The organism is Streptococcus sp. SN3 (assembly GCF_030439905.1).
The window spans coordinates 102,359-121,366 of the sequence record NZ_JAQFJF010000001.1 but is presented as its reverse complement, the minus strand read 5'-3'; the positions used below and the strand labels follow the sequence as shown (position 1 = coordinate 121,366).

The 19,008-nt window shown below is 44.4% G+C and carries 12 protein-coding genes; 2 read left to right on the top strand and 10 right to left on the bottom strand.

Annotated elements, in window-relative coordinates:
* Positions 1-16 precede the first annotated feature (16 nt).
* A complete protein-coding gene (locus PCY71_RS00415) occupies positions 17-1,162 on the top strand; it encodes a cobalamin-independent methionine synthase II family protein (RefSeq protein WP_048774348.1) in 1,146 nt (381 codons plus the stop codon).
* Positions 1,163-1,287: 125 nt separating this feature from the next.
* Here PCY71_RS00415 and PCY71_RS00410 read toward each other — a convergent pair whose 3' ends face one another.
* From PCY71_RS00410 to trpX, 9 genes are all read right to left on the bottom strand, one after another.
* Complete coding sequence (locus PCY71_RS00410) at positions 1,288-2,115, bottom strand: alpha/beta hydrolase (RefSeq protein ID WP_048774346.1); 828 nt, start codon at positions 2,113-2,115, stop codon at positions 1,288-1,290.
* A gap of 150 nt (positions 2,116-2,265) precedes the next feature.
* Positions 2,266-2,658, bottom strand: a complete 393-nt coding sequence (locus tag PCY71_RS00405; RefSeq protein WP_048774345.1) for a YbgA family protein — start codon at positions 2,656-2,658, stop codon at positions 2,266-2,268.
* A gap of 171 nt (positions 2,659-2,829) precedes the next feature.
* Positions 2,830-5,235 (bottom strand): phenylalanine--tRNA ligase subunit beta, encoded by a 2,406-nt coding sequence (gene pheT / locus PCY71_RS00400; RefSeq protein WP_048774343.1) that lies wholly within the window; start codon positions 5,233-5,235, stop codon positions 2,830-2,832.
* A gap of 246 nt (positions 5,236-5,481) precedes the next feature.
* Complete coding sequence (locus PCY71_RS00395) at positions 5,482-5,991, bottom strand: GNAT family N-acetyltransferase (protein WP_048774339.1); 510 nt, start codon at positions 5,989-5,991, stop codon at positions 5,482-5,484.
* 45 nt (positions 5,992-6,036) lie between these two features.
* Positions 6,037-7,086, bottom strand: a complete 1,050-nt coding sequence (gene pheS / locus PCY71_RS00390; RefSeq protein ID WP_002904274.1) for a phenylalanine--tRNA ligase subunit alpha — start codon at positions 7,084-7,086, stop codon at positions 6,037-6,039.
* 281 nt (positions 7,087-7,367) lie between these two features.
* On the bottom strand, positions 7,368-8,102 hold the full coding sequence (locus PCY71_RS00385) for an ABC transporter permease (protein ID WP_048774336.1): 735 nt from the start codon (positions 8,100-8,102) through the stop codon (positions 7,368-7,370).
* A complete protein-coding gene (locus PCY71_RS00380) occupies positions 8,099-8,848 on the bottom strand; it encodes an ABC transporter ATP-binding protein (RefSeq protein ID WP_048774335.1) in 750 nt (249 codons plus the stop codon). Before PCY71_RS00380 ends, PCY71_RS00385 begins: the two co-directional genes overlap by 4 nt.
* A gap of 220 nt (positions 8,849-9,068) precedes the next feature.
* Entirely contained in the window at positions 9,069-9,299 is a 231-nt protein-coding gene (locus PCY71_RS00375; RefSeq protein WP_023916089.1) for an AbrB/MazE/SpoVT family DNA-binding domain-containing protein, read from the bottom strand.
* Positions 9,300-9,478: 179 nt separating this feature from the next.
* Positions 9,479-10,486, bottom strand: a complete 1,008-nt coding sequence (trpX, locus tag PCY71_RS00370; protein ID WP_048774333.1) for a tryptophan ABC transporter substrate-binding protein — start codon at positions 10,484-10,486, stop codon at positions 9,479-9,481.
* A gap of 529 nt (positions 10,487-11,015) precedes the next feature.
* On the opposite strand from trpX, the gene fbpA reads away from it, so the two are divergent.
* Positions 11,016-12,665 carry an Rqc2 family fibronectin-binding protein FbpA gene (fbpA, locus tag PCY71_RS00365; protein ID WP_048774332.1) on the top strand — a complete coding sequence of 550 codons (1,650 nt, stop codon included), beginning with the start codon at positions 11,016-11,018 and terminating at the stop codon, positions 12,663-12,665.
* A gap of 186 nt (positions 12,666-12,851) precedes the next feature.
* Here the strand turns inward: fbpA and PCY71_RS00360 are convergent, their stop codons facing one another.
* Positions 12,852-18,776 (bottom strand): CshA/CshB family fibrillar adhesin-related protein, encoded by a 5,925-nt coding sequence (locus PCY71_RS00360; RefSeq protein WP_301412361.1) that lies wholly within the window; start codon positions 18,774-18,776, stop codon positions 12,852-12,854.
* Between the last annotated feature and the right edge of the window lie 232 nt (positions 18,777-19,008).

Here is a 19,008-nt window from a genome sequence, read left to right as displayed (position 1 = left end):
GAAAGTGAGAAATCTTATGACAAAATCAAAATTCCAACTGGTTGGATCTCTTCTGCGCCCAGAAAATCTCCGCCAGTATAAAACAGAAATTGAGCACCGCGACGACATTCAATACCCCTTCTACGACAGCTTCCCAGGCTACCATGAGACGGAGACAGCTGACATCAAGGAGATTATCGCTGAGCAAAAGTCTAAGGGAATTGACATCCTGACGGATGGAGAATACTCCAAGTCTATGTGGCATCTGGACTTTGTCTGGGGACTTAAGGGAATCGAGCGCTACATTGCTGACCACGGCTATACCTTCAAGGACCACGACGGTGGGCAATACGAGACCCGCAAGGATATTGGTATCCGTATCACAGCACCACTCTCTGGTAAAAACCATCACTTTATCGAAATTTATAAGCTAGTCAAGGAAGACGCTGCTGGTGAAGATACTAAGCTGACTGTCTGGGGACCTGCCCATGCTTATACTGAGTTAGCTGTCTTTGACCGCTTGGCTGGACCAGGACAAGTTTACGAGACCAATGAAGATTTGAAAAAAGGCTTGATTCAGGCCTACAAGGAATTTTTGGACGACTATAAGGCTGCTGGCGGACAGATTATCCAGTTTGACGACTGCCTCTGGGAACTCTTTGACGAGTCCAATCCTGCTAGCTTCTTTGCTGAAGGCAATGCCAGTCTGGCTGACCTGGCAGACGAGTTTGTCGCTATTAATAACGAAGTCGTAGACTACGCTCATGAGCTTGGACTGACTGTCTGGACCCACAACTGCCGTGGTAACTACGAAAGCCGCTCTGCTGCTGAAGGTACCTACGAAGCTATCGCGGAAAAATTCCTGCGCGACCAACACTATGATCGCTACTTCCTAGAGTGGGACAGCGATGTAGCTGGTGATGTATCAGCTCTAGCAGCTTTGAAAGACAAGGATGCTGAAGTTGTTTTAGGACTGCTTTCCAGTAAGACGACAGGCTTGGATGATGAAAAGCGTGTCCTAGACCTCCTCGAGAAAGCAGCAACCGTTCTACCGAAAGAGCGTCTCCTGCTCTCCCACCAATGCGGCTTCGCCTCTTGTGACTCTGGAAACGAACTCACCATTGAACAACAATGGGCCAAAATCAAACAAGGCCAAGAAATCGCCCAGAAATTCTGGGGATAATAAGCAAAAAAAAGCGGTGTGACCGCTTTTTTCTATGCTTTTAAAATCAATTGCGGATTGTATTAGATCTCTTAGATAAACTCCAGTTTCATCTGCATCTGTTCAACATATTAAATCTTGGAGTATCAGGAAAGTTCAATTCGCTTGAGCCAATTTTCAACCAAGGCCGTAAAGAGAGCCTCTTGATCTATCTGTGCATTGTGGCCAGCAAGATCCATTACAGCATGAGTTGCCCTTGGATAATAGTGAGACAGTTGCGCTAACTGCTGGAAGCCCACGACTTGGTCCTGCTTTCCTGCTATAAAAAGGCTGGGTTCGTCATAGCCCTTTTCCTGTATCTCTTGATCCACTTCAAACGAAAAAGAATAGTTTTCTTGCAGCTTTTGGACAAAGGGAGTATTCATCATCTGAAGCCCTGCTAGGATTTCTTTTTCAAACCGTTGATAAGTTTCTTTAGTCTGTAAAATAGCTAAATCAACGAAATTTTCGCTTTTGCCTGCTATATCAAAACCTACCTCTCTAATTAACAGGCTGTCTTTTGGCAGAATTCTTTCTCGCGGATTGGGTGCAACTACTGGACAAATAAGCAGCAAACCATCAATCTCCGACCTTTTCTTAGCCAAAATTCCTCTAGCAAGATAGCCACCATAAGACTCTCCAGCTAAGAGAAAGGAGTGTCCGCTGATTACAGTCTCTATAAAGTTCAAGAGCATCTCTAAAATCGCATCCGCACTTGCAAAAGCAGGATTGGCATCAGACCTACCCATGCCAGGCAAATCTAAATAAATCCTTTTATAGTCAGCATGTTTCTCAAAAATAGGTTCCAAACATCCTTCCATCAATTCAGATGAACAGCCCAAACCATGAATTGCCAAGACTGGCTTTCCTTGACCAATCACTTTATAATATAATTTATTTCCCTGATAAGTAAAAAACATTTTTTCTCCAATCATACCTTAAAGACACGTTTTGCTCGAGGCGGAGCCTGTATCGAAACCAGTCAAAATAATATTGTTTATGAGCCTAACAAATTATTCTTATCATCTACACCCCTCAAAGCTACTAGACGAGCAAGCTTATTATTTCCCCTTGATTTCAGTTCCTCATTCTTCATCACCAAATAACAAAGTGGATTTCTGCAGATAAGGATTGGGATACTTGACTAGCAGGTCCCTTACAGCTCTTACCAAGTCTTTTTTCTCAGCCTGACCTGATTGATATCGAAGCAAAAGATGCATAAAATCTTCTTTTTCAGTTGTACTGGCTTTTTTCTTAAAATATCCCCAGATATGTTGAAAGGCATTGCAGACCTGACCGCGGTTTTCAGGCAAGGCTACCGCCTGGTCAATCAAGCCTTGAACATGTGCTGCTTCCACCGAGTCACTTTTCAGATATTGGCGGATTTCCAGATAAATCTTACTGGAATGACTGAGAACCAGATATTTATTTCTAGCCCAAAGAGTCTGACATTGGGAGATTTGGTTTACATTTTCCATGATTACTTTTCCTACTGATTTTCAATTTCGAATACTTCTCGTTTCGTCTACATCATTGCTCGCATCCCAGTAATAAGCTTGCCAAGATAGAAAGCAAATCAAATAAGATTTGAATAGGTTTTCGAAGAGTATGAATCAAAATCCCCAATCACATGACTGGGGAATAGTTCATTAACGCACCTCTGCGCCGAGTTTTTCGGTCAGGGATTTTTCGATTTTTTCCATGTATTTAGCCACTTCTTCGTCAGTCAGGCTAGATTCTGGATTTTGGAAAGTCAGGCTGTAGGCCATGGATTTGAGGCCGACACCCAGCTTGTCACCAGAGAAGATATCAAAGAGCTTAATATCTGTCAAGCGCTTAACACCAGCTGCTTGGATTGCATCAAGGACCTCTTGGTGAGTGATTTCAGCCTTGAGCAAGAGGGCCACATCACGGCTGACAGCTGGGAATTTAGTGATTTCTGTAAATGGCTGTGCTGGCTGGAGCTGCTCTTCGATGGCAGACAGGTTGAGCTCAGCAACATAGGTTTCAGGAATATCGTAAGCCTTGGCTGTCGTAGGATGGACTTGGCCGACAAAGCCGACAGGCTGGCCATTGATAGAGATTAAAGCAGTCCGACCAGGATGCAGGCTCTTAATCTGGTTGCTAGCCACGTATTCAGCTGTCAAGCCCAACTTAGCAAAGAGTGCTTCCACTACACCCTTAGCATAGAAGAAATCAACTGCTACTGGTTTAGTCTGGAAGTCTTTTTCATTAACCAGACCTGTCAAAGCAAAGGCAAAGCTATTGATTTCATTCGGCAGCTCTTCCTTAGGATTGCCAGTTTGCTCAAAGATTTTTCCAATCTCATAGAGGGATAGATTCTTATTTTTGCGAGCCACATTGTAGGCTAGAGAGTCCAAAATGCCGGAAACCATGTTCTGACGAAGAACAGAGCGCTCCACTGTCATTGGCCACATGAGCTCAGTCAAGTTGCTAGGATTGAGAGTGAACTCAACCGCCTTTTCTGGCGTCGTCAAAGCGTAGGTGATGATTTCTGTCAGTCCAGCTCCCTCTGCTAAGGTCCGTACTCGACGGCGCAGTTGCTGCGTTGCAGTCAATTCACCAGCAGTTCCGTCATCTTTTGGCAGGCTAGCTGGCAATTTGTCATAGCCGTAAATGCGGGCAATTTCTTCATAGAGATCCGCTTCGATTGAAATATCCCAGCGACGGCGAGGGACACTGACAGTGAACTGTTCAGCATTTCCTGATAAGCCAAAGCCAAGTCTGCGGAAGACATCCACAATATCTGTATAAAGCAAGTCTGTTCCCAAAACTCGGTTGACATCCGCAAGACTGGACACCACTTCTACATCGCTAGTATCTAAGCTGCCAGCGGATACGATCCCAGCCTGAACAGTCGCTCCTGCCAAGTCCGCAATCATGCTTGCTGCCGCATCCAAAGCTTCATTAACAGTTGCCACATTGATGCCTTTTTCAAAGCGGGAAGATGATTCCGAGCGCAGGTTAAGGCGACCGCTGGTCTTGCGGATTGATTTTCCATCAAAGACAGCTGCTTCCAGAACAACACGAGTGGACTGGCCAGAGATTTCTGTTGCTTGACCACCCATAACACCAGCCAGTGCAACTGGCTTATCCGCCACAGTAATGACTAGGTCGCTCACTTCCAGATCCCGCTCTTCGCCATCCAGTGTCACCAGTTTTTCACCAGCACGCGCTTCCCGCACAACAATCTGGTCACCCTCAAACGTATCCAGATCAAAGGCATGCATGGGCTGACCAAAGTAGAGCAGGATATAGTTGGTCACGTCCACTACATTGTTAATCGGACGGATTCCTTCGTTCATGAGGAGATTTTGCAGCCACTGAGGACTTGGGGCAATAGTGATATTTTCCAAGATACGAGCCGCGTAGTAAGGGGCTTTCTCTGTCTCAAGGGCTACTGAAAGACTGTCAGCTGCTTGCTTTTCATTCTCCACCAGCGGAAAATCTTTAAAATGTACTGACTTGTCATAGATGGCAGCCACTTCATGAGCCACCCCACGCATAGACAGAGCATCAGCCCGGTTTGGTGTGATGGAAAGCTCGATAATCTCATCGTCCAAGTCCAGATAAGAGAAGACTTCCTCACCTGGCACTGCTTCTTCAGGCAGGATTTGAATGCCATCCGCAAATTCCTTTGGCACGACAGAATCAGAAATGCCCAGCTCACCGAGAGAGCAGATCATGCCCAGTGACTCCAAGCCACGGATTTTTCCTTTTTTAATCTTATAATTGTCGGCAATGCGAGCACCTGGCAAAGCCACCATAACCTTGATGCCTGCGCGAACATTTGGAGCACCACAGACAATCTGACGGTTCTCCTCTTCTCCGACATTGACTTGACAGACATGCAGGTGGGTATCTGGAACATCCTCACACGATACCACCTCACCAACAACAATTTTCGACAGGCCAGCAGCTGGTGATGTCACACCTTCCACTTCAATTCCTGTCGTTGACATTTTCTCAGCCAGCTCAGCGCTTGCCACATCAATGTCCACTAACTCTTTTAACCACTTATAACTTACTAGCATATTTAAGATACCAAGGGCGTCAAAAACGACTGAAAAATAGGAGATTTGCTAAGCATTCGATGAATGATCGCAAGTCTATCTTTTTTCCGAGTTTTTAGCCCTGGTTCAATTCCTTTCTCTATTCTATCGCTGAGGAACTTTATCGACCAAATTTTAGGGATTTGTCTGAAAGCCTGATTCCAGAAACAAATCATCTCAATTTAGAGCTTTTAGGTCGTATCATTTCCTCTCTTTAAATTTTCTTGTTTATTTCAATTTCTTGCGCAGCAGCCAGTCTGTGTCTACCGTCTCACCAGTGATATAGTCGTGCTGGCTAAATTTTTCAAAGCCGTATTTGAAGTAAAAATCTTGAGCTCTAAAATTCTTTTCCCAGACGCCCAGCCAGACCCAGTCAAAGCCTCGTTTCTCGGCTTCATCTAAGGCAAATTCAAACATTTCCTTGCCCAAACCTTGACTATGATAAGCTTTCAAAACATAGATTCGCTGAACCTCAAAGGCTTGTGGTAGTTCTTGCTCCGTTTGAGCATGTCCCCAGTTAAACTTGAGAAAACCAGCAATTTCACCGTCTTTGACAACAAAATAAGTCTCTGACTCAGAGTCTGTCAGTTCCTTTTCGATGGTCGCAAGCGACAGCTCATTGTCAAAATAATGAGCCATATCAGCTTCCTTGATAAATGGACCAAAGGTTTCTTGATAAGTCGCGACCTCCAACTCTCGTAAGAGACTCGCTTCTTCTTTTTTGACTCTGACTAGCATACTGCACTCCTTTCTCAGAAAAGCTGCATCTATGAATACAGGTTTCTACTTAAACTGCTGAGAAAAACGAATATCTCCTTGGTAGAAGCCACGGATATCGTTGATACCGTAGCGGAGCATAGCTACCCGCTCTTGACCGAGACCAAAGGCAAATCCAGAATATTTCTCTGCATCAATGCCGCTCATTTCCAGTACTCGCGGATGCACCATGCCAGCTCCCATAATCTCAATCCAGCCAGTCTTCTTGCAGACATTACAGCCGGCACCACCACACTTGAAGCAGGAAACATCCACTTCAACAGACGGCTCTGTGAATGGGAAATAAGACGGACGCAGACGGATACTGCGGTCTTGGCCGAACATCTTCTGGACAATTAGCTGCAGTGTTCCTTGCAGGTTGGCCATGGAAATATTTTCTCCAACCACCAAGCCTTCAATCTGATGGAACTGGTGGGAGTGAGTCGCATCATCAGTATCCCGACGGAAGACGCGCCCTGGTGAGATCATCTTGAGTGGCCCTTTAGAAAAGTCATGAGCATCCATAGCTCGCGCCTGTACCGGACTAGTGTGGGTTCTGAGCAGGATCTCCTCTGTAATGTAGAAAGTGTCCTGCATATCCCGTGCTGGGTGATCCTTAGGCAGATTCATCCGCTCAAAGTTGTAATAATCCTTCTCCACTTCAAAGCCGTCCACGACCTGATAGCCCATCCCGATGAAAATATCTTCGATTTCCTCACTAGTCTGACTAAGAATATGACGGTTTCCTACCGGAATTTGACGGCCTGGTAAGGTCACATCCAAGGATTCCTCAGCCAGTTTCAGAGCGACTAATTGCTCTTCCATCTCTTGTGCAGTCTTTTCAAAGGCTGCTGTCAGAATGTCTCGCGCTTCATTGACGTGCTTCCCGATAATCGGCCGCATTTCAGCTGAAATATCCTTCATCCCTTTCAGGACTTCAGTCAGCGAACCCTTTTTACCCAAGACAGCTACACGCAAATCCTGCAGTTCCTTTTGATTCTCAGCCTTGAGCTGCTTGAGAGAAGCTAGAGTCTCTTCGCGCAGGCTTTTCAGTTGTTCTTCAATCGTTTTCGTCATTTTCCCTCCAAAATAAAAAGCGCGCCAATCTCCATAAGCGGAGCGTTGACACGCGGTACCATCCGTTTTTTATCTGGCAAGCCAGACCTTACTTATCAATCCTAGAGCAAGTGAATTCGCCTAGCTTTCATCTAGAGAGCTTTCAGTCGCTGGCTCCCCTCCCTGTTAAACTTCCCCTAGGTTACTGGTCTTGCAGATTGCTATTCAGTTATATTTCATTCTAACAGATTTCTAAACATTTCGCAAGCTAATCCAGCTGAATTCTACATTGAACTAAACATCTACCCTTTCATCCTCTTTTTGAAGATCCAGACAGAAGGGATAAAGAATAGGAAAGCATAGAGCAGAACCCAAAACAGATGAAGCAAAAGTGAATTCAAATCTTGAGCCAATGCCAACTGAACAGCCTTTGCTGCATGGGCAAATGGCAAGGCATTGCAGAATGCTTCAAAACCACCTCCTATCATCTCAATCGGAAGCACTGCTCCACTGAGAAAAACCGTGGCATTGATAAGAATAGTTCCAAAACCACTGACTGCATTACTGCTAGAGAAAGCTGAGCCTAAAAGTAAGCCAAACGAAATAAAGAGCAGAGCTACTGGAATCAAAACCAAGAGGGCGTAAAAAGTTCCCAGATTTAAGGATAAACCAAAAATCATTGCAGTTGCAAAACTAGCTATGCCCTGTAAAAGAGCCAGAGGCAGAACTGGAATCGAATACCCTAAGATATAATCCACGCTTCTAAGCGGTGTAGATAGCAGCCGCATGAGAAAAGAGCTATTGCGGTCTGTGGCCATTAAACTGCCAACAAAAATAGTTAGCCAGGAAGCACCAAACACCATCATACTTGGGGCAAAATTTTCAATGGAAAATATAGCTGGCATCCCTTTGAGGCTCTGTTTCATAAGGGACAGGGCGATAATCAGAAAGACAGGAAAACCAATTCCCATCAGACTGCTGACATAATCACGCATGATTTCTTTGAAATTGCGCTTTGCAAAAATGAAGGCTCTCATGCTAATTCCCCTCCTTCCGTATAGGACAAAAAGGCCTCTTCAAAATCCTTCTTACCGGAAGCTTGGATAATTTCCTCGGCTGTCCCCAAGATCTGCACCACTCCCTTATCCATAATGCAAAGTCGGTCGGCCAAAGCCTCGGCTTCTTCTAGATAATGTGTGGTCAGAATCACTGTAACTTTTCCCTTTAGTTGCTCAATATTCTTCCATAACTCCCTTCTAGCACGTACATCCAGCCCCAAGGTTGGTTCGTCCAGAAACAAAATCTTGGGCTGACTGATTAGAGCCATTGCAATACTGAGCTTGCGCTGCCAGCCACCTGACAGGGACTTGGCCAGATCATGCTGCCTATCCGTCAGGTCAAATGTCTTCATCAGATGCTCTGTCTTTTGCACCGCTTCTTCCTTAGAAAATCCATATAAACGAGCTATCATCTCCAGATTTTCCTTGACTGTCAGCTTGGGAGCAACAGCTGTTTCCTGAGGCGAAACATTAATCATTTCCTTGACAGCATCTTCCTCCTTGCGAATGCTATAGCCTAGCATTAGGGCATCTCCTGCTGTCGGCTCAACTAGACAGGACAGCATCTTAATCGTTGTTGTCTTCCCAGCACCATTAGAGCCCAGCATGGCAAAAAATTCCCCCTCTTCAATTTTTAGATTCAAACCATCAACAACCGTCTTTGAGCCGTATTGCTTGGTCAAATCCTGCATCTCAACTGCATACATAAGGACATCTCCTTTCATCAGATATGAGGAAATAAAAAACGAAATGTTATTTAAAGATATGACTTTGACATCTAAAGCTAGTCAAAACTCTCTCATTTAGCTAAAAAATGAGCTATTTTAACTCAATCTCGAAAGAGATAGGTATAAGTTGTATAACCTCTTATACTTATTATACACCCATTCATTAGTAGTAGCAAATAAAAGCAAAAGAAAAAATCTGCTTAAGCAGATTCCGATTTTATAAATCACTTTTTGAATTCTTATCTCCATTGAAGGTCTGATTAAATAGATCTTCATAGAGCTCGTAACGCTGGATGGCAATGCCTTGCTGGGCATCTGCAAAGAGAACCAGAGCATCCCCAGGTTGAATTCCAAACATATCTCTCACTTCTTTTGGAATGACAATCTGCCCCTTGGGGCCAACCTTGACCGATCCCATATAGCGGTTTTTTTGAATATCTTCTTCCATTCTTTCTTGACTAACTCCCTTTCCGCTTCTATCTCTTCGTAAAATCTATTGGAGCAAACTGCACTTCATTTGCTCTTCTCATTCACTTAACCTAATTCTATTATACAACTGCGAGAAAGGTTTTACAAGAAGAGACGATCGAAAAAAAGAAACCTGTCAAGCAACAGGCTTCCTTCTTTCTATTTAATAACCTGGCCGGCTTCTTTGAGGACATCTTCTGGTACAGTAATGCCCAGTTCTTTGGCATTTTTTGTATTAATGACAGATTTACCTGTATCGAAAATATCTACTGCAGTGTCAGCAGGTTTGGCACCTTTAAGGATTTTAGCTGCCATTTTACCAGTCGCAACACCTAGGTCATACTGGTCTACAACGACAGAGGCAAGACCTCCTTCTTCTACCATGGCTGTTGCACTTGGATAAATCGGTTTCTTAGCTTCTTTATTGCTGGATACAACTGTCGCAAAAGCTGAAGCAATGGTATTGTCAATTGGAATCCAGATAGCATCAACCTTGCCAGTCATGACATTCATGGTTGAAGCAATTTCATTGGTTGAAGGAACAGAGTATTCCTCTACCTTGTAGCCTGCCTCTTCAGCCAATTTTTTGAACTCTTCCACTTGAGTTTTAGAGTTGTCTTCACTGCTAGAGTAGAGAGCACCGATAGTTTTGACATCTGGAGTTAATTTTTTAATCAGCTCTAGCTGTTGCTTAGCTGGATTGCGGTCAGAGACACCAGTGATATTGCCACCTGGCTTGTCCAGATTTTTCACTAGGTTTGCTCCGACTGGATCTGTGATAGCTCCCATGACAATAGGCTTGTCCTTAGTAGCTGCAGCTAGTCCTTGTGCAGACGGAGTCGCAATCCCAATCAGCACATCATTGTCATTGGAGACTAGCTGCTTGCTCATAGTAGAGACCTTACTCTGATCGCCCTCAGCATTCATAAAGTCAATCTTAATCTTGTCGCCTTTATAGCCTTCCTCAGCCAAACCATCCTGAATCCCCTTGTAAATCAAATCCAGCGAAGGGTGGCTGACATACTGCAACACGCCGACCTTGACTGTTTGACTGTCGCTACTAGTCTTAGTGGCGTTACCTTTGCTGTTCAAGCTGGAATAGACAATCCCACCGATTGCCAAAACGGCCAAAAGGCCTAAGATAGTTACTAATCGTTTGTTTTTCATGTTCTTTCTCCATTTCTTTGTTTTATATTTTTTATCAATCCCTAGGGACGCCATCGTTTAAACATAGGCAATTCTCCTTGTTTTTTATAATAAGCAACAAAAAATCCTCACACAGGTACTCTGTGTGAGGGCGAAAATCGCGGTGCCACCTCAATTATGGAAAATAGCTAATATTCCCCATATCTCTATCTTGTCATCAAACAAGCTGCACTGTAAGGTGTGCCCACCGAATTCTTATTGTTTCAAATCCATTTTATCAATTAGCCCAATTTCGTAAAGATTTGCTGCTCATTTCCACCAACCACAAGCTCGCTAAAAACAAATGCATCTACTACTTTTCTAATTTCCTATATTTTAAGTTTTTCCTGAAAGGATGTCAAGACCTTTTTGAAAATTTTTATAAAATATTCGAATTTGGTTTATAGAGGCTGTTATAGGCAAAAATTAAATTGCTTTTTGGCAAGACTTTAGAAGCTTTTAGCTTGGTTTTTTGTTATAATTTTCTGTAGCAACTTTCAAGGAGAAAAACATGTCTTTCGACGGATTTTTTTTACACCACATGACAGAGGAGCTCCGCCGCGAATTGCTGGGCGGCCGTATTCAGAAGATTAATCAGCCCTTTGAACAGGAGCTAGTTTTACAGATTCGCAGCAACCGCCAAAGCCACAAGCTGCTCCTGTCAGCCCACTCGGTCTTTGGGCGCGTCCAGCTGACAGATACCACGTTTGAAAATCCAGCTGTTCCCAATACCTTTATCATGGTGATGCGCAAATACTTGCAGGGCGCTGTCATTGAAGCAATCCAGCAAGTGGAGAATGACCGGATTTTGGAAATCAGTGTTTCCAATAAGAACGAAATCGGCGACAGCGTGGCTGTGACTCTGGTCATCGAAATCATGGGCAAGCACAGCAATATCATTCTCTTGGACAAGGCTAGCAACAAGATTATTGAGGCCATCAAACATGTCGGATTTTCACAAAATAGCTATCGAACGATCCTGCCTGGCTCAACCTATGTCGCACCACCTCAGACTGACAGTCTCAATCCTTTCACTGTGGGTGATGAAAAGCTCTTTGAAATCTTACATACTGAAGACTTAGAGCCCAAACGCCTGCAGCAAATTTTTCAGGGTTTGGGCCGGGATACAGCTACCGAGCTCAGAGGCCGTTTGACAGCTGACAAGCTCAAAACTTTCCGTGCATTTTTTGCCAGTCCAACTCAGCCAAGCCTGACCGAAAAATCCTTCTCTGCTCTGCTATTTTCCGACAGCAAGACCCAAATGTCCACGCTATCCGAGCTTTTGGACACTTTCTATAAGGACAAGGCTGAGCGAGATCGAGTCAACCAGCAGGCCAGCGAGCTCATCCGCCGAGTAGAAAATGAGTTGGAAAAGAACCGGAAAAAGCTGGGCAAGCAAGAGGAAGAGCTCCTAGCAACGGAGAATGCAGAAGAATTCCGCCAAAAAGGGGAGCTCTTAACTACCTTTCTCCATCAGGTACCTAACGATCAGGACCAGGTTGAGTTGGATAATTACTATACAGGTGAGAAGATTATTATCTCGCTTGACAAGGCCCTGACTCCCAACCAAAATGCCCAGCGCTATTTCAAACGTTACCAGAAGCTCAAGGAAGCCGTCAAACACCTGACCAGCTTGATTGAGGAGACACGGACTACGATTCTCTACCTAGAGAGCGTGGAAATAGCTCTTGCTCAGGCCAGCCTGACTGAAATTGCAGAAATACGAGAGGAACTAATCCAGACTGGATTTATCCGCCGACGCCAGAGAGAGAAAATCCAGAAAAGACAGAAACCGGAGAAATATTTGGCAACAGATGGCCAAACTATTATCCTAGTTGGACGCAATAATCTACAAAATGACGAGCTGACGTTTAAGATGGCCAAGAAGGACGAGCTTTGGTTTCACGCCAAGGATATTCCAGGTAGTCATGTGGTGATCACAGGCAATCTTCAGCCCAGCGATGAAGTCAAGACTGACGCTGCCGAGCTAGCGGCCTACTTCTCCAAGGCCAGACTCTCTAATCTGGTCCAAGTAGATATGATTGAGACTAGAAAACTCAACAAACCAACCGGTGGTAAGCCAGGGTTTGTCACCTATACGGGCCAGAAAACCCTGCGCGTCACACCAGACGAAGAGAAAATTAAAAGCATGAAAATGTAGAATTACCCTTTTTAACTATGAAACAGACTTAGGAGCAGGACAGTCATTAGCTAGCTGAAACTTTCTATTATCTCCATCAATCCCAACAATTTTTTGATAAAAAAACAGGTAGAACATAAGTTCTACCTGTTTTTGCGCTCTCCCGAAATTCTTCTAGTTTATTAACGGAATTTCTTCAAGCCTATGTTAGTCTTCAGACTTCTTCTTTCTCTTCTCTAAGCCAAGAAGTCCCAAACCAGACACTCCCGCAAGTAAGCTTGCAGCTAAGTATGAAGTTTCTTCTGTACCGGTCTTAGGAAGAGATTTTGCACCCTCGCTCTTAGAAAGTGATGGAGGGGCAGGTGTAATCGTCCGCTCTGGCTGAACAGGATTTTCTGTCACAGTCGGAACATAAACTGCTGAAATAGTTTGACCATTACGGTCTTTGCGAATCACTGTCACACCATCAGCTTGGCCGACAAAGCCAGTTTCCGGTACAAAGGTCACTGTGCCATCTGGAGCAATCGTGTAAGTACCTTGGCCTGGAATCTTTTTCTCCTTACTTCCATCTTCGAAAGTTGGGTCTACTGAGTCATCAATTGGAACCAGTGGGTCGCCGCCTTGGAAAGTTGGTGTGCCAGTTTGCGCAACACCTTGAGGACCAGTGCTAGTCGCATTGGTACCCGTTGGAGTTATCTTGGTAACAGTCGGCGTATAGCTAGCAGTCACTTCCGTGCCATTTTTATCAACACGTTTCACAGTCACTGGTGTTGGTGTACCTATATACTGTTTCTCTGGAGTAAAGGTGACAGAACCATCTGAGTTGATAGTGTATTCCCCTACTCCCTGAACAGTCTTCTTAGACTGACCGTCTTCGAAGGTCATAGGACTATCCATATCAATTGGAACAGCAGAGTCGCCAGAAGTAAAAGTAGGTGTTCCATTTTGTGGCTGACCTTGAATGCCAGTCGATTCAGCATTGGTGCCAGTAGGAGTTACCTTGGTAACGGTCGGTGTATAAGTCGCAGTTATTTCTGTACCGTTAGCATCGACTCGTTTAACCGTAACAGGAGTCGCCTTGCCAGTAAATTTCTTCTCTGGCTTAAAGGTGATGGAACCATCTGAATTAATGGTATAAGTTCCTTGATTAGCCACTACCAAAGTGTCAGTCCCATTTTCAAAGGTCATTGGCTTGGTCATATCGATTGGAACAGCTTGGTCACCTGGACTGAAAGTTGGCTTGCCACTTTGCGGTTGACCTTGGATACCAGTTGATTCAGCATTGGTACTAGTAGGCGTTACCCGTGTTACCGTTGGCGTATAGGTGGCAGTAACTTCCGTGCCGTTCTTATCTACACGTTTAACAGTAACTGAAGCTGGGGTTCCCACATACTGTTTGTCTGGGGTAAAGGTGATAGTACCATCTGAGTTGATGGTATATTCTCCTACTCCTTGAACTGTCTTCTTAGGTTGACCATCTTCAAAGGTCATTGGAGAATCCATATCAATCGGAACAAGTGGATCACCACCTTGGAAGCTTGGACTACCTGTTTGCGGAACCCCCTGAGGACCTGTGCTAGTCGCGTCAGTTCCTCTTGGAACCACTTCTTTCACTACTGCTTGGTATTTGACTGTAACAGGGGTGCCATTGGCATCAGTGCGAGTCAATTCAAGTTCTGGTGTTTCCCCCTTAAACTGCTTGACTGGAGTGAAGGTAACCTTACCATCAGAGTCCACTTCAAACTTACCGACATTCTGTACTTCTTTCACTGTTGAATGGTTATCAAACAATGGAGTCGAACCAGCTGGGAATGGAACAGAGTCGTGCCCTGGTGTGAAGGTCACTTTACCTTCTTGAACTTGACCTTGCAGACCTTCTGTCTTATTTCCAACACCAGTTGGCTTTACTGCTGTCACCGTTGCTTGATATTTTGCCTTAGCGATGGTACCGTTGACATCTGCACGACTGACTTCAATTTCAGGTGTTTTACCTACAAATGTCTTGACCGGGGTAAAGGTAATATTACCATCAATATCCACTTCAAACTTACCAACATTTTCAATTTCTTTCACATTGGTACCAGTGTCAAAAACTGGGGTACTGTCTGCTGAAAAGCCTACTTCTGGTCTTCCAGCTTCAAAAGTAATCTTACCATTCTGAACCAATCCTTGTGGACCTTCAGTCTGATCGCCAGTTGCGTTTGGAATAACTTCTTCAACAGTAGGTGTGTAAGTGGCCGTTACTTCTGTTCCATTTGTGTCAACTCGTTTAACCTTGACTGGGGTCGCCTTGCCAGTAAATTTCTTCTCTGGCTTAAAGGTGATGGAACCATCTGAATTGATGGTATAAGTTCCTTGATCAGCCACTACTAATGTATCAGTTCCATTTTCAAAGGTCATGGGCTGGGTCATATCTATTGGGACTGCTTGGTCACCTGGACTGAAAGTTGGCTTGCCGCTTTGCGGTTGACCTTGGAGACCGGTTGATTCAGCATTGGTGCTGGTTGGTGTGACACGCGTCACGGTTGGTGTGTAAGTGGCCGTCACTTCGGTACCATTTGTGTCTACGCGTTTGACCGTCACTGGAGCTGGCGTGCCCACATATTGCTTTTCTGGAGTGAAAGTAATCGTACCATCTGACTCAATGACATAAGTCCCGACCTTGTCTACCTTCTTAGTTGTTTGATTATCTTCAAAGGTCATTGGTTGAGCCATATCAATAGGCACAGCTTTGTCACCTGGTGTGAATGTCGGCTTACCACTTTGTGGTTGTCCTTGCAGGCCACTTGAAACGGCATTGGTACTGCTTGGTGTAACCTCCGTCACGGTTGGCGTATAGGTTGCTCTTATTTCGGTGCCATTTTCGTCAACTCGTTTGACCGTCACTGCGGCTGGGGTCCCTACATATTTCTTATCTGGTGTAAAGGTAATGGAACCATCTGAATTAATGGTATATTCCCCTACGCCCGCAACCGTCTTCTTAGGTTGATCATCATCAAAGGTCATTTGCTTGTTATAGTCGATTGGGACCGCTGGATCGCCTTCCTTGAAGACTGGCGTTCCTGTTTGTGGAACCCCTTGAGGACCTGATGAAGTAGCAGGTGTGCTGGTTGGTGTAACCTTGGTCACGTTAGGTGTATAGGTTGCAGTCACTTCGGTGCCATTGGTATCAACACGTTTGACTGTCACTGGAGTCGCCTTGCCAGTGAATTGCTTAAGTGGCTTGAAGGTAATGGTATCATCTGAATTGATAGTATAAGTTCCTTCATTAGCTACTTCCATGGTGTTCGTCCCAGTTTCAAAAGTCATGGCTTTGCTCATGTCAATTGGGATTTGTTGGTCACCTGGGGTGAAGGTCGGCTTACCACTTTGTGCTTGACCTTGGAGGCCAGTTGATTCAACATTGGTGCTTCTTGGTGTTACTTGGGTCACATTAGGTTGGTAGCGTACTCGGTGTGCTTTACCATCGGCATCACTGACTTGAACTACCACTGGGTCTGGCGTACCATAAAAAGTTTTGATAGGTTTGAAGGTCACTTGGCCGGTATTTGGATCTAATTCATAGGTCCCGACTTGCTGGCCATTGGACATGGCTGGCACCGTGTTGCCTGCTACTGTCTGACCGTTAGCATCCACAAAGCTGGCAGGATGAGTAGCGTCTGGCATGACAGGGGTCGTATTCGCATCATCATCGTTAAAGACTAGCGTTTTGTTTTGTTCCAGTCCCTGAAGACCACTTGATTCGTAGTTTGGAATCTTACGAACTGTCGGTACATAACGGCCATCCATTGTAGTCAATTGATCATTTTTATTAGGGTCAGAAGCATCCGTTGAAGTCCATCCAGTTGATGTACCATTGCTGTCAGTCCAACGGATGTTAATTCCATCAGCAATTCCAGAAAATTCCGCATTTGGTGTGAAGACTACTTGAACATCATTGCCATTGACGGTCAAGCGATAGGTCCCTTCTGGACGAATATAGTTGCCATCAACAGGCGTCAGAGCATTGCCTTGTTTATCCAGAACCTGAGGCGCTTGGGTACTCATAACTGCATTGACACTGTCGTCTGAACGATCCGTTCCTTTAGGTGTGAAGTGAAGGACAGCAGTTTGAGTCTCACCTGTAAAGCCGTCCGTAGTCTGCTTTTCACCTTTAGGAGGATAAATGCGGTGTAAGAGCATATCTTCTACTTCACCACTAAAGGCAATACCGGTTGGTTGTTCAATATCACCTTTATTAGTCGCAATTCGGAAACGCATACCCAATTTGTCTACTTGACCGCCAGTAATATTTGGGTTGGCATTGAAGGTCAAGGTATAGTCACCAGCAGCTGTAATCTCTTGTAGGTTGCTACCTTCGCTTTCATTGAAGACTCCATCATTGTTGAAGTCTATCCATGCCTTGACATAGGATTTAGCATTACCATTTGGGTTAGCTTTGATTTTAATCGTATAAGTTCCATTTTTTGCTTTGTCTAAATCAAGCAAATCATTAGAAGCGCTTAATTGATCGTCCGCTAGTAATTGGCTGGCCCCCTCGTCCTTGTGTTCCTTTTTATCATCCAGAACCCAATTATTAGCTGTATCAACATCAATATCAGCTGGCGTTGTTCCCAAATAAGGTTGCTTAATAGGAGCATCAGTCACCGAATCACGACCTGAAATGGTATGGAAGGCTTCGCCATAAGTCGCTGGTGCATCACTGCCATCTACCACTAAGAATCCCATCATCATAGCCTGTTGCCCAGATGATGCTACATAGAAACCTACTTCAGATGCCCCACGCGTCATCACCACAGGAACCGTCCGTTCGTTAGAGCGGTTTGGCCCAAAGACCTGAGTCCCCAAGCCACCTGTCACTGTATCCGGACTGAGGTACTTATACCAGTCTACGCTTGTATCTCTTAAAATTAAGAGACCTCTTCTCTTTACATTTTCATCATCCAACATTTGCTTGGTAATAACGGTGTAGGCTTCTTTGGCAGTACTCTTATTCTTCCATTCACCGAGATATTCCCATCCTTCTCCGTTAGTAGTGAAGATAGCAAATTCACCTGGGTTGGCATCTTCACCATCGGCCATAACCACCGTAGGGGCCACGCGCTTACCGAGATAGGTTGCCTCAATATTGAATTTCACTCCCCAGTTGGTAGAGTTCTCTGGATAGACAAGCTGCGTCTTTCGTCCTTGCGTATTAAAACCTTGATCACGGATAGAAGTCCATTGGTTCTGAATAGCTCCTGTCACCGAAGGAGGGGTTTGACCATACTTTGCTGCAGACTTTAAGTATCCATTCTGAGCATTTGGGTCATAAGTATTTGCTGTCGGTGTTCCTTCAACCCGTTTTCTATAAGTTTCAGTCGAGTTAAAAGGTTTAAGCTCAGTGACCGTCAGGGTTACTTCATAGCCAGGTGAAATTTCCTTCTTGAAGGTCGTTCCTACTTGGAGTCCGCCTCGTGAATCCAATCCTTTCCAACTTGCAGTATCCGAAAAATCAAGCCAAGTAATTTGTTTGGCTAATTGGGTACTATCTTTCTTGACAGATTCCTCCAAGCTTGGTTTAGGTACTCGTGGCGTAGAGGTAGCATCATCTGCCCCAGCTGGTCCAGTACCTATCGGAACTCCTGTTGTTACGCTGTTCTGTTGTCCAGTAGGTGTAGCATCCCGTCTCACACGACGAGAGCGATTAGGCTGAGCTAGATCTGCGGTTGCTTCTGACTTTTCAGCCACGACAGCCGCGTTAGATGTTTCTGGGTGAACAGTGATTGGTTGAGTATTCTCAACTGATTTAGTTGCTGTAGATTCAGTAGATCCTTCAACTTTCTCAGGCTCTGAGCTTCTGGGACTAGGATTATCATCTGATTGAGGAATCTCAGTAGCAAAAGCGAGTGCTGAACTTTCTTTTGCTTGTAAATGTTCAGAAGCCACAGTTTCAGCAGAATTCACTGATGATTCGGCTATTCCTGTTTGCGAAACTTCGTTTTGGGCACCAGAATCACTAGCTTCGTCAGCACTAACTTGTGCCGCTGCTCCCAAAAGAAGCAGGGTTGACAAGAGCACAGAACAAACACCGACGTTTAGTTTTCGAATCGAAAACTTACGCAGGTGAGGATTAAATAAATCTTTTCCCATAATAATCTCCTAAATAATCATCTAGTTACAATAGTTTTATTATACAACATTCCATTTTAGTTAGCTATATATATAACTATAATTATATAAAAAATTTTTAAAAAAATTGACACAAAGCATTTTATAGTCTATTTTTGAAAACAAAAGAAAAAATAGACCATAGAAAAATCCTTATAAATTAAATAAATCTGAGAGTATCTCAGATTCTACTTTAATGTTTAACATTTTAGAA